Origin of the sequence: Myxococcus stipitatus DSM 14675 (assembly GCF_000331735.1) — a bacterium.
In the GTDB taxonomy this organism is placed as follows: Bacteria; Myxococcota; Myxococcia; order Myxococcales; family Myxococcaceae; genus Myxococcus; species Myxococcus stipitatus.
This window is the reverse complement of sequence record NC_020126.1, coordinates 2,808,889-2,821,617: the sequence shown is the minus strand read 5'-3', so window position 1 is coordinate 2,821,617 and position 12,729 is coordinate 2,808,889. Positions and strand designations below refer to the sequence as shown.

The 12,729-nt window shown below is 70.1% G+C and carries 9 protein-coding genes and 1 other RNA gene; 6 read left to right on the top strand and 4 right to left on the bottom strand.

Annotated features, from left to right (window positions below):
• Positions 1-7: 7 nt before the first annotated feature.
• Positions 8-100: signal recognition particle sRNA small type (ffs, locus tag MYSTI_RS41315), an RNA gene on the top strand.
• A gap of 110 nt (positions 101-210) precedes the next feature.
• Here the strand turns inward: ffs and MYSTI_RS10935 are convergent.
• Entirely contained in the window at positions 211-1,590 is a 1,380-nt protein-coding gene (locus tag MYSTI_RS10935; protein WP_233278234.1) for a glycosyltransferase family 39 protein, read from the bottom strand.
• Positions 1,591-1,770: 180 nt separating this feature from the next.
• On the opposite strand from MYSTI_RS10935, the gene MYSTI_RS10930 reads away from it, so the two are divergent.
• The 5 genes from MYSTI_RS10930 to recR all read left to right on the top strand — a co-directional run bounded on the left by MYSTI_RS10930 (position 1,771) and on the right by recR (position 7,052).
• Entirely contained in the window at positions 1,771-3,309 is a 1,539-nt protein-coding gene (locus MYSTI_RS10930; RefSeq protein WP_015347811.1) for a phytoene desaturase family protein, read from the top strand.
• Between the two features lie 69 nt (positions 3,310-3,378).
• On the top strand, positions 3,379-4,593 hold the full coding sequence (dnaX, locus tag MYSTI_RS10925) for a DNA polymerase III subunit gamma/tau (protein ID WP_044279486.1): 1,215 nt from the start codon (positions 3,379-3,381) through the stop codon (positions 4,591-4,593).
• A gap of 136 nt (positions 4,594-4,729) precedes the next feature.
• Positions 4,730-6,043, top strand: coding sequence for a hypothetical protein (locus MYSTI_RS44530; protein ID WP_015347809.1), 1,314 nt, complete (start codon positions 4,730-4,732; stop codon positions 6,041-6,043).
• 91 nt (positions 6,044-6,134) lie between these two features.
• On the top strand, positions 6,135-6,452 hold the full coding sequence (locus MYSTI_RS10915) for a YbaB/EbfC family nucleoid-associated protein (RefSeq protein ID WP_015347808.1): 318 nt from the start codon (positions 6,135-6,137) through the stop codon (positions 6,450-6,452).
• Between the two features lie 6 nt (positions 6,453-6,458).
• Positions 6,459-7,052 (top strand): recombination mediator RecR, encoded by a 594-nt coding sequence (gene recR, locus MYSTI_RS10910; RefSeq protein ID WP_015347807.1) that lies wholly within the window; start codon positions 6,459-6,461, stop codon positions 7,050-7,052.
• A gap of 49 nt (positions 7,053-7,101) precedes the next feature.
• Here recR and MYSTI_RS10905 read toward each other — a convergent pair whose 3' ends face one another.
• Genes MYSTI_RS10905 through MYSTI_RS10895 form a run of 3 tightly spaced genes read right to left on the bottom strand, consistent with a single transcriptional unit; the run spans position 7,102 to position 12,520 of the window.
• Entirely contained in the window at positions 7,102-8,970 is a 1,869-nt protein-coding gene (locus MYSTI_RS10905; protein WP_015347806.1) for a protein kinase domain-containing protein, read from the bottom strand.
• A gap of 2 nt (positions 8,971-8,972) precedes the next feature.
• Positions 8,973-10,952, bottom strand: coding sequence for a FecR family protein (locus MYSTI_RS10900; protein ID WP_015347805.1), 1,980 nt, complete (start codon positions 10,950-10,952; stop codon positions 8,973-8,975).
• On the bottom strand, positions 10,949-12,520 hold the full coding sequence (locus MYSTI_RS10895) for an MSCRAMM family protein (protein WP_015347804.1): 1,572 nt from the start codon (positions 12,518-12,520) through the stop codon (positions 10,949-10,951). Before MYSTI_RS10895 ends, MYSTI_RS10900 begins: the two co-directional genes overlap by 4 nt.
• Between the last annotated feature and the right edge of the window lie 209 nt (positions 12,521-12,729).

The following is a 12,729-nucleotide window of genomic DNA, read 5'->3' as shown; positions in this document are numbered from 1 at the left end:
TACATGATTTGTGGTCGGGACAACGTGGGGGCGCGAACCCCGCCAGGTCCGGAAGGAAGCAACGGTAGCGTACCACCGCGTGTGTCCCGGCCGTTCTGAAGAGCCAGTCCTCGTTTCGGGGTCTGGCTCTTCGCCTTTGCGGGCTATCGCCAGTCCGCTGGCGAACAAGGCGGGACAGGCCCGCCCTCCTCCCTGGCAGACGGCGGGTTCTCAGTCCCGCACGAGCAGCGACTGACGACCGAAGCGCTCGACGGTGCGGAAGCCCGCCGCCTCGAGCTCCGGGAGCGTCCGGTCATCGATGGTGACGACCCGGTTGAAGCGGCGCTCCCTCATGGCCACCTGGAAGGCCTCGTCGCGAGGCCAGTCGCAGGTGAGCCAGGGGATTTCCTTGCCCAGGTAGAAGAACCCACCGGCGCCCCAGAGTCCCTCGGCGACGATGAGCACGCCCGTGGCGCCTTCCCTCCGGGTGGACGCGACGATGGCGCGGAACTCGTCCCCTCGAAGGTCAAAGGGCGGGAAGTAGAAGGCGGAAGCCGCCCCGACGCCCAAGGCCATCACGGACAGGCCCCAACGAAGCTCCCGGCGAGCCTGCGTGGTGATGAAGGCGGCCACCAGCGGCGCGGCGGCGAGCACGGCCAGCACCAGCGCCGGGTAGAGGAAGCGCTCCTCCTTGTGCGCCGTCTTCAGCAGCGCGGCCAGGTAGAGCGTCGCGCACGCCAGCGGCAGTGACACCGCCCACTTCCGCTTCGCGGCCACCAGCGCCAGCGGAACCGCGCACCACGCCCAGGCGGGCACGGCCGACAGCAAGGGCATCAGGTAGAAGCGCGGCGGGTCCGCTCCGAAGCGCGCCGCCGCGTCACCAGACAGGACGTTGAAGCGGACGTAGGCGATGAAGGAATGGAAGGGGCTGCCCCAGGTGAGGTGGTCCAGGAGCCCCAGCCCCACCGCCACCACCAGTCCGCCCAGACACGTGAAGAGGAACATCCTCCAGCGCCGCATCGCCAGCAGCCAGAGGAGCGCCGCGAGGACGAAGATGGCGGACGGATAGCGTGTCACCACCGCCAGCCCCAGCGCCGCGCCGCCCACGAGCCCCGCCCTCACCTCTCGCTCGCGCCGGTCCAGGGCCTCCATGGCCACCAGGAGGAAGGACGTGGAGAAGGACTCCGACAGGGTGCGCCCCGCGAAGACGACCACGGGCCCATACAGGCCCACCAACAAGACGGCCAGCCAGCCCCCCGCGCTCCCCGCCCGACGAGCGGCGAAGCGGTACACGGCCCACAGGCTCCAGGCGTGCAGGGCGAGCTGCGGCAGCGCCGTCACCGCGCGATAGCCCTGCGGGTCGGTGATGCCCAACCAGGAGGCCAGCTTGAGGAAGCCGGCCAGGACACCAGGTACAGCCCAGTTGCGAATGCCATCGCGCCACTCCCACGCCAGCACGCCGTAGCCATGGACGCGCCACCAGGCGGGCTCCAGGGCCTGGTACACCTCATCCGGGTGGATGCGGCCCAGTTGCACCACGGCCACCACGGCGGGCAGGAGCGCCACGACGGCAAGACTCCAGACCGCCGCGACGGAGTGCTTTCGAGTCACGGCGGGCCCCGGGTCATCGGGGAGCCTGGTGGGAGTCGAGTCGGCGCTGGGGAGGGCGGGTGTGGAGGCTGACACAGGTGCCGAGGACTCTCCCTTGGCAAGAGTCCCCACGCAAGACAGGTGACGTTTGTCCGCCAGGCCCTCGCTCGGCTAGGAACACGGTTCCCCGAGGAGGAAGACATGCCCGACGTCATCGTGGTGGGAGCAGGACACAACGGACTCGTGACCGCGGCGATGCTCGCGCGGCGAGGCCTTTCCGTCACCGTCCTGGAGGAGAAGGACGTCATCGGTGGCGCGTGCCGCACGGAGTATCCGTTCAAGAGCGCGCCGGGCCTCGGCGTGTCCACGGGTGCATACCTGCTGGGCCTCATGCCGCCGGAGCTGCTTCGCGAGCTGGAGCTGGACCTGCCGCTCAAGCGAAGAGACCCGCACTACTTCCTCCCCACGAGGGACAAGCGCTACCTGCTGTTCGGCTCGGATGAGAAGGACCTCCAGCGCCAGTTCGTGGAGTTCTTCTCGCAGCAGGACTGGGAGGCCAACCAGGCGATGAACGCGGAGCTGGCCGCGCTGCGCGACGACCTGGCCCCCGCATGGCTCAAGCCGCCGCTGTCCCTGGAGGAGACGGCCGAGCGCTACATCCGCCCTGCCCTGCGCCAGCACTTCATCCGCCTGTGCCGAGGCTCCGCGCGCCAGTACCTGGAGCGCTTCAACTTCAAGTCGGACCTGGTGAAGGCGATGTACGCGGTGACGGACGCCTTCTCCGGACTTGATGGCGGCTATGACACGCCGGGCACGGGGATGAACCTGCTCGTCCACAACATGTGTCGACTGCCGGGCAGCGGCGGCACGTGGATGATCGTGGGCGGCGGCATGGGCACCGTCACCCAGTCCATCGCCAACGTCGCGCGCAAGTACGGCGCCACCATTCGCACCGGCGCGAAGGTGACGTCCGTCCGCGTGGACCAGGGCGTGGTGAAGGGCGTCGTGCTGGAGAACGGCGAGGAGCTGAAGGCCAACGTCGTCGTGTCCAACGGCGACCCGTTCCGCACGCTGAAGCTGGTGGAGTCCAGCGCACTGCCCGCCGACTACCGCACGAAGGTGAACGCGATGGCCGTGCCGGGCACCACCCTCAAGGTGAACCTGTGCCTGAAGAACCTGCCCACCTTCACGTGCCTGCCGGAGGACCGAGGCCAGTTCGGCCCCACCATCCACCTGTTGCCGCAGGAGGAGGACGTGCTGGGCGCGCTCGAGCGATCCTACCGGGACACGCATGCGGGCAAGCTGTCCGAGTTCCCCTCCATCGAGTGGTACATCCACACCACGGTGGACCCGTCGCTGCGCGACAAGGAAGGCCACCACAACTCCGCGCTCTTCGTGGAGTGGGTGCCCTACAAGCTCGAGGGCACGACGTGGGAGAAGGAAGAGTCGCGCTACATCCAGCACCTGCTGTCCATCTGCGACCGCTTCGCGCCGGGCACCAGCGACCAGGTCCAGGAGTACTTCGCCCTCACGCCCCCCAAAATCGAGAGCCACTTCGGCATCACCGGCGGCCACATCCATCATGTGGACAACAAGCTGGGCTTCACCGACCGGTTGCCCTACGAGACGCCGGTGCAGGGGCTCTACTTCTGCAGCGCGGGCTGCCATCCGGCCGGCAGTGTCATCGGAGCGGCGGGACACAATGCCGCAGGCGTCGTGCTCCAGGCCCTCGGACGCTGAGTGGAACCCACCTGTAGCGGCGGCAACGACATGGATCCTTCCCGCCGCCGTGTTTAGATGACGCCCCCCATGAGCTACCTCGTCCTCGCGCGCAAATGGCGCCCGCAGAAGTTCGATGACATGACCGGACAGGAGCACGTGGTCCGGACCATCGCGAACGCCATCAAGATGGACCGGGTCGCTCATGCGTACCTGTTCTGCGGGCCTCGGGGCGTGGGCAAGACGACGGCCGCCCGTCTGCTCGCCAAGGCCCTCAACTGTGAAAAGGGCCCCACGGCCACGCCTTGCGGAGAGTGCAAGGCGTGCACGGAGATCGCCGCCGGCACCAGCGTCGACGTCGCGGAGATCGACGGTGCCTCCAACAACGGCGTGGAGAACGTCCGCGAGATTCGCGAGAACGCGAAGTACCTGCCGCAGCGAGACCGGCACAAGATCTACATCATCGACGAGGTCCACATGCTGTCGGGAGCGGCGTTCAACGCGCTGCTCAAGACGCTGGAGGAGCCGCCCGGCCACGTGAAGTTCATCTTCGCGACGACCGAGGCCCACAAGCTCCCGGACACCATCCTCTCGCGCTGCCAGCGCCACAACTTCCGCCGCATCTCCGCGGCGCGGATGCTTCAGCGGCTGCAGGAGATCTGCAAGGCGGAGGGCGCGGGCATCTCGGACCGCTCCCTGTCGCTCGTCGTGCGTCAGTCCGAAGGCGGCATGCGCGACGCGCTCAGCCTGCTGGACCAGGTGCTCGCCTCGTGCGGCGCCAACCCGACGGACGAGGAGGTCGCCGAGGCCCTGGGCGCCATCGACCGCACGATGGTGCAGGACTTCGCGGAGGCCCTCGTCCACAAGGACGCCAAGCGCATCCTGGGACGCGTGGAGGAGGTCTTCAATCGCGGCCTCGACTTGAAGCGGCTCGCCGAGGAGCTGGCGATGCAGCTGCGCCACCTCTTCGTCACCAAGACGCTGGGCGAAGCCCCCGCCGAGCTGGCCGAGTCCGAGCAGAAGGCGCTCGTCGCGCTGGCCAAGGACGCGGACAGCGCGCAGCTCACGCGGCTCTTCGACATCGTCCACGGCAGCGTGTGGGACGTGTCGCGCGCGGCCCAGCCGAGGCTCGCGCTGGAGATGGCGTTGTTGAAGGCCATCCAGCTGTCGCCGGGCGGGTCCATTCCGGAGCTGCTCGCGCGCGTCGACCGGCTCGCGGCCGGACTGCCCCAGGGCGAAGGTTCCGCCAAGGCCAATGCTGGAGCGCCAGGAGGTCGCTCCAGCTCCACGAACTTTCGCGCCTGAGCCGAGACAGGCTCCCGCACCGCCGACACCTCGTCCCTGGGAGACTCGAAGCGCCCCGGCACCAGTCCCGGTGAACGCGGGAAGTGCGCCCGTCGCGCCGCCGCCAGCCCCAGAGCCCTCACCGGAGCCACGCCCCGTGGCCGCCGTCGCGCGCCCGGTGGTCTCCGAGCCCACGCCAGGCCTTGTGCCCCCTGTCGCCCCGGAGCTTCCGCGCGACGCCGCGCCCCCTCGGTACGACGAGTCCGAGTACGTACCCGAGCCCCCCGCGGACATCGAGCTGCCTCGGCATGACGGAGGCCACACCACATCTCCGGGCGCATTCGAGGCGCGGGCCGTTCACGACGGCGCCTCCTTCGCCGGCGCCTCGATGCACTCCGGAGCGACGAATGGACCCGGTCCAGGCCCCGCGCCTTCACCGGGTTCAGCCATGCCTCGGAGCGTCGAGACCAACCCGTCCGTCCAGGCCGCGCCTGTCGCGTGGAGTCCCCCCACGCCTCCGCCGCGTCTCTCGGGAGGAATGGAGACGCCGTACTCGGCGGAGAACCCGTTGCCCTCGGGGCCCGTCCTGGAAGGACTGCCCGCCTCGGCGGCCCGCCCGTTGTCGTTCCTGCGCAAGGGGCCTCCCTCCGTCCCCATGGCCCCGGTGCCCTCGGCACCCGCGCCATCCGCACCGCCTCCGCCCGTGGGACCTTCTGGCTCCCACGCGGGCGCGACTCCGCTCTCTCGCACCACCGAGCCCGCGCCCACCGTTCGCGTCATCAACGTCCGCAAGCCGGAGGCCCCCGCGGCCGAGCCCGAGCCGCCTCCGTACGACGATGAGGAGGGGCGCTTCTACCCGGAGGAGGCCTCCCCGGGCGGCTGTGCGTCCGGCGAGTGCATCCCGGAGCCCGCGGCTCCCGCGGCCGAGCCCGAACCCGAGCCGCCCCCTCCGCCCCCTGTCGCGGCCGCGCCGATGCCTCGCGGGCGAGACAACCCCAACCTGCCGCTGATCGAGCGCTGGCGCGCCGCGGTGGAGACGGTGAAGGGGACGTCACTCCGGCATGGCACCGCGCTCGCCAACGGTCGGCTCATGTCGATGAAGGCGGGGGAGATCATCCTCGGCTTCCTGCCCACCGCGGGCCTGCACCGCATGACGGTGAGCGCCGCCGCGGGCAAGGCCACCATCGACAAGCTCCTCGCCGAGCACTTCGGCCGCCCGGTGAAGCTGTCCTTCCAGGACGTCTCCGCCGATGACAACCGGGCCGCGCCCAGCCTCGCCGAGCGCGACGCTCACAGCCGCGCCACCCACGAGAAGAACACCGAGAGCAAGGTGCGGAACCACGCCTCGATTCGCACCGTGCTCCTGGTCCTGGGGGGCGAAGTCGAACACATCCAGATCTACGAGCCCGAGCGCCCCTCCGCCGCCTCGCCCACCGACACTCCAGTCGAAGCTCCGGACGACAGCGCCTGACAATGGCCGCGCGCAACGGTAGGGTGCGCGCCTTACTCCACGCCCGAGCGGCTCCCACCAGGGGCCGCTCCCCCGAGTACCGAGGAAGCACATGCCCGGCGTCGACCTGAATTACTTCATCCGGCAGGCGAACAAGCTGACGGAGAAGATTGAAGAGCGGAAGCAGCAGTTGGCCGAGGAGACCGTCGAAGCGAAGTCCGGCGACGGACTCGTCACCGTCGTGGTCAACGGCATCCAGGAAGTCCGCAGCGTCAAGATCGACAAGTCCGCCATCGACCCGAATGACACGTCGATGCTCGAGGACCTCATCACGGCCGCGGTGAACAACGCACTGGCGGGCAGCCGTCAGCACATGCAGCGCGAGCTGGCGAAAATCTCGGGCGGCATCAAGATCCCCGGCATTACCTGATACCGGATGACTCCCGATCCGCTGAACCGCCTTGTCGCCCAGCTCGCGAAGCTGCCGGGCATCGGCGAGAAGACCGCCCAGCGCCTGGCGTTCCACATCCTGCGGGCGCCCGGCGAGTACGCCGCCGAGCTGTCGCAGGCCATCCGCGAGGTGAAGGAGAAGGTGCACCTGTGCGTGCGCTGTTTCTCCCTCACCGACACGGAGACGTGTGGCTTCTGCCGGGACCACCGCCGCGATGAGCGTGTGCTGTGCGTGGTGGAGACCTTCGCCGACCTGATGGCGCTGGAGCGGACGCGCGAGTTCAAGGGTCGCTACCACGTCCTGCACGGCGTGCTGTCGCCGCTGGAGGGCGTGGGCCCGGAGCAGCTTCGCATCAAGGAGCTGCTCGAGCGCCTCAACGACAGCCGGGTGGAGGAGCTCATCCTCGCCACCAACCCGGACATCGAGGGCGAGGCCACCGCGCTCTACCTGACGCGCCTGCTCAAGCCCATGGGGCTGCGTGTCACGCGCATCGCCCAGGGCCTGCCCATGGGCGGGGACCTGGAGTTCGCGGACCAGGCCACCCTCGCGAAGGCGCTGTCCGCCCGCCGCGACCTCTGAGTCTCACCTGGCGCCGGGAGTCCTCCGGCGCCACCTCCCAGCTCACCGCCTACTTCAACGTCCAGGCGAACGGGACAATCACGTCGACCGTCTCGTCGCGATGCGCGGGGAAGCGCAGCCGCTCCGCCTCCACCTCGACGCAGCGGCCAACCTTGGTGCCAGCCCACGGCTCCCCGACCCGTGCGTCGACCTTGCCCGTGGAGGCGATGGAGAACTCCACCTGAATCTTCCCCTCGCTCGCGGGCAGCTCCTCCCGGTTGCGCGTGAAGCAGGAGGAGATGCGAGAGCTTCCCTTCTGCACGACACGCCGGATGTCTCCCATGCCCAACGACACCCGCTTCTTCGGCGGGGTCGGCTTGAGTGACTTCACCTCATCGTCCTCGGCGGCCTTGTCGTCCGGCACCGGCGCTTGCGCCGCCACGGCGGTGGCCGCGCCTCCCCCTGTCACGGGGGGCTGCTGCCCCGCCGCCGTCTCGGCGACAGTCCCGGCGGGGACCTCGGGGCCTTCCGGCGGCGTCACGGGCGCCGGCGCCTGCGCGCGAACCTCCGCGGGCGGAGCCACGGGCACTGGCGCTGAAGGCGCGGCCACCGTGTCCCTCACGGGCTCCGAGGCCGTGAGCTTGCGATAGCCCACCAGTCCGCCCCCGGCGAGCACCAACCCCGCGGCGAGCCCCACCACCATCGGACGCCAGCTCCGCGAACGCCCCGAGGGCAGCGGCTCGGGAGGCGGCGCATTCTCGGTGGCGGGAGTCTTCGGGACCGCGGGCACCAACCCCGACGACGACGCGGGCGAGTGGGTCCCCCAGGCCTGCGCGGTGGGAGCCGTCTGCCCCGCGCCCAGCGAGGCCGGAGCCCCCACCACGTTCGTCCCCGCCTCCATCAACCCCGTGGCCTGCGTCACGACGCCCAGGGCCGCGGAGAGCGAGGCCAACGTCGGAATGCGGGTGCGCTCGGTGAAGCGCTCGTCGCCGAAGTGGCTGCGCAAGAACGGCCCCAATTGCTGGGTGCCCGAGCCGCTGTAGTGCTCGCCGAGGAACGCCTCCAGGTCCTGCGCGAAGGCCTCCGCCGTGGCGTAGCGGTCATTCGCGAAGGGCGCCATGGCCTTGAGGACGATGGCCTCCAGCGCCTCCGGCAGGTCGGAGCGCAGCTCTCGCGGACGCTTGAACTCGTTGTGCAGCAGCGCGTTGAGCACCGCGAGGTCGTTCTCTCGCGAGAAGGGCCGCACGTGCGTGAGCGCCTCATACAAGCTGACGCCGAGCGCGAAGATGTCCGCGCGCCGGTCCACTTCCTGTCCCCGCGCCTGCTCCGGGGCCATGTACATGTACTTGCCCTTCACCACGCCGGTGCGCGTGTTGACGAGCCTCGACTCGGCCTTGGCGATGCCGAAGTCCAGCACCTTCACCTGCCCCTGGTACGTCAGGTACAGGTTCGACGGGGAGATGTCGCGGTGCACGACGTTGAGCGGCTGCCCGCTCTCGTTGGAGAACTCGTGCGCGTAATGCAGCCCGCGCGCCGAGTCGATGAGCACGCGCAGCACGATGGGGTACGGCAGATACTGCCGCCTGCGCCCCGCCAGCCGCAGCGTCGTGGAGAAGTCCTCGCCCGCGAGGTACTCCATGCAGATGTAGTAGCAGCCCTCGGTGAAGCCCAGCTCCTGAATCTGGATGATGTTCGGGTGCGCGAGCTTCGCCTCGTCCCGGAACATCTCCACGAAGTCGGGGATGTTGGACAGGTGCGGCAGCATCCGCTTGATGACGACGTTGCGCTCGAAGCCGTCGGCGCCCAGCAGCTTGGCGAGGAAGATCTCCGCCATGCCGCCCTCGGCCAGCTTGCGCACGAGCACGTACGGGCCATAGGGGCGCAGGAGGGGCGGCGGAGCTTCCTCGGAGCCGTGTTGTGTTGAACGGGGGGGGACCATCCTCAGAGCCCTCGCTGTCTCAGGGTGCGCACCGTGTGGATATCCGGAGCACCGGGACGCGACATCTTGAACATCAACATGGGAGGCGAGCCCACCGGCTCCGCCCACGTATCGAAGCGGTGCTTCGCATCCAGCGCCACGGGACGTCCATTGATGGACACCCGCGCATTCACCGGAGCAACCCCCGTGGCCCGCACCTTGGCCGCCGAGGCCTGGCCGTTGCGAGGCTGCGACACCAGCAGCAGCGGCACCGAGTTGTCGTAGACCAGCTCCAGCTTGTTCATCCGCCCACCCTTGAGCTGTTCACCCGTCTCCGACAGCGGCGTCACGGACCAGAGGTAGCTGCCCTCGCCCAGCGCGCCCGCGTCCAGCGCCGCCCGCGCCTCCGCCACCGTGCGCTCCGCCACCACCTTCTCCAGTGCCCCCACCCGGTACACCGCCACCCGGTACTTCGCCGCGGAGGCCTCCTCACCATAGGTGAACGTCACCGCGGGAGGTTTGTCTTGGTAGAAGATGGTCGTCTTCTCCAGCCCCTCTGGCACCACGTTGCGAACCCGGTCCAGGTCCCGGCCCAGCCGCTCCGGAGCAAACGTCGCGCTCCCCTTCGCCACGTCCTGGCCGTCCTTGCCACGCACCCGCCAGTACAGGAGTCCTCGCGCGGGCGCCGTCACGTTGACGAAGGGCTGGAACACCGTGCCGGACACGAGGGGCTCGGTGAAGGCCTCATCCAGCGCCACCTCCACCGTCGCCTCTCCCGCCTTCTCCCAGCCGAACGCCACCTCGGGCAGGCCCTGGTGGTACACCTCCGTGCCGTCGCCCTCCTTCAGCATCAGCATCGCCGGAGCGAGCGCCTCGATGACCGCCGCGCCCGAGTCCCCCGTCACCGTGGCGCGCTCCCCCGCGCGCAGCGGCTGACGCACGTTGCCTCGCACCAACGTCAGCTGTCCCGTCTGCGCGTCCACCAGGTAGCCGGAGGCCGTGCGTCGCACCGCGACCCTCGACGCACCGTCGCCCTCCAGCGTGAGCCCCGGCAGCACCACGCGGCTCTCGCGTCCCTTCGCCAGTTGCACGCCAAGCCCGCCCTGCTTCAGCTCCATGCGCGCCTCGTCGCGAGTGCCTCCCTGCGCGGCGCCCTCCAGGACCATCTCCGCCGAGGGGCCAAGGGACAGCCGCGAGGACGAGCCCTGCAGCGACATCTCCACCGACGCGCCCGGGCGCGTGCGAATCCCATCTCCCGGCGCGAGCACATCGCCTTCCGCGCGCATCGCCCGCCAGCGCTTCGCATCCTTGGCCTTGAGCTCCGCGCGCCCCGAGCCCACGCGCACCGTCACTTGGATGGGCTCCAGCTCGATCACGCGAGAGCCTCGCAGCAACAGCTCCGCCTTGCCCGCGGACACCGACACCGCGTCGCCTTCCGACGCGCGCAACTGGTGCCCCTCCTTGTCGACGAACTCGATGGCCCCCAGCTTCACCTCGACGCGGCCGAAGTCCTTCCCCACCTGCACGCTCACCTCGCTGGGCTCGGAGCCCACGCGGGTGAGGCCGAAGGGCGTCAGCAGCGTCAGCGCCACCTTCTTGCCGCTCACGGGAGTCCCGGGCGCACGCGCGGGGACCCGCGTCAGCACGATGCCTCGCTCCACCGTGAGCACCACTTCCCCGGACTTCTCGCCCAGGCCCACGCGTGCGTCGGCCCCCACCTCGACCGAGCGCCCATCCGCGAAGCGCATCGTCGCCGCGCCCGAGGTGCCCGTCTCCACCGCGTCACCCGAGTAGAGCGGGCCTTCCTGGGCGGGGAGCTTCTTGCCTCCGCGCTCCACCATCACCTCGCCCGTGAGCCCTTCCAAACGGGCCAGCTCGACGGTGGCCCCCACGTCGGCGACGGGGGCCGCGTCCGGAGCAGTGGGAGGTGGAGTGGCCGCGTCCTTGTCACACGCTGAAGCGACGAGGAGAAGGACCAGGAGCCAGGGACGCGTGTTGCTCACCGTTTCTGCCTCGGGAAGAGATCGACGTTGAAGATGGCCTGCTCGCCCTCCTTCAAGGTGACGAGCTTCGACTGGGACAGGAAGCCCCGAGCGGAGATGGTGATGCGGTAGGTGCCGCCACGAACCTGGAAGGCGAACGCCCCCTTCGCATCCGTGCGCGCCTTCACCTTGGCCTGCGGGATGAGCAGCGTGGCGGCGACGGGCTTGCCCCCGCGAGCGCTGCGCACCTGTCCCTTGAGCGTCGCGGGCTCCCCCTTGCGCTCCAGCGCGAGGGGCACCGACAGCGCCGTCTCCATCCCCGCGACGATGACGGCCGCCTCTTCCGCCGTCCGATATCCCGTGGTGCTCGCCACCACCGACACCGGCCCCGGAGGCAGGTCCTTCACCCAGGCCTCACCCTTCAAGTCCGTGCGCACCACCGCGGCGCCCACCACCACGCGGACACCCGGCAGCGGCACGCCGTTCGACGCGTTCACCACCGACACCTTCAGCCCGCCCGTGGGCGGCGGCAGCTTGCGCGCCCGGACCTCCAGCGCCACCCGCCCGCCGTCCTCGACCGTGCCCTGGGCCTCGACGGGCTCGTAGCCGTCCGCGCTCACCCGCGCGACGATGGCGCCCGGAGGCAGTTCCCCCACCTCCACGAAGCCCTTCACGTCCACGTCTCGTGGCGCGCTCTCGACGCCGCCCGACACCAGCACCACCCGCGCCCCCGGCAGCGGCGCGCCCGACTCCGCGTCCAGCACCTGGAGCGACACCGAGCCCACCGGCACCCGCACGGGCTCGACCGGCGGCGGCGTGAACTCACGGGCTGGTGGCGCATCATTCCAGGCCAGCTCCAGCGCGGCGCCCACCCGGCGCATGCGCTGCTCGGACCGGCTCCCATCCGCCAGCGTCACCGTGTCCTGCACATGCTGGAAGTCCAACAGCGCGGTGCCAGACCACCGCGACGAACCCACGAGCGGAAAGAGCAGCGCGCCTCCCGCGGCGAACCCCTTCGCCTCCGCCTTGTCCCCCGCCGAGTCGCTCGCCGACAGCGACACCGGCACCTCGCCCCGCGCCTCCACGGCCAGCCGCGAGAAGAGCGGCACCCGCACGCTCGCGCTCACCAGCGCCGCGTGCCTCACGCCCCGCGACAACACCGGCTCCGACGACGTGCCGAACACCGGAAGCTGCGCGTAGCCGTAGCCCGCGCCCAGCTCCGCCCGCACCGGCCCCAGGTATGTCCGGACCCGAGGCCCCACCGACGCCCTCAACAGGCTGCCGCCGGTGATCCTCACCGAGCCCTCCTTCAGGTCGAAGCCCTCGCGCTGGACGGCCGCCCAGCCGCCCATCCAGGACCCGGCCCAGAACGTCCCCACCGCGGCCAGATCATTCGGTGTGAAACCGTCGTAGGTGAGCCCCGGCCCTACATCCACCTGTGCACCATTGCGCACGGCGAGGCCATAGCGCAGGCGCAGCGAGGCTCGCTCGCGCACCTCCTCCGCCCGGGCGGACGGGACGCTGACCAGCACCAACAGCAAGGGCGCCAGACGCGCCAGGATGGGGGACAGGGGGCTTGGGGGCGTCAAAGCCCGGCCGAGTATAGAGAAAGCCGGGAACACTCCCAAACCGGTGCCACCAGTTGACCTGGAAAACCCTCCGGAACCCCTGGGAGCCCACCGAAGGGGGCGGGTGGAGCGGGGGTCCTGGGCCCGGACACCGCGTTCTCACCGCGAGGCGCGGATGGCTTCTTGCTGGAGTGGAGGGGCTTTGCTAAGCATCCTCACGGTCGGTAGCG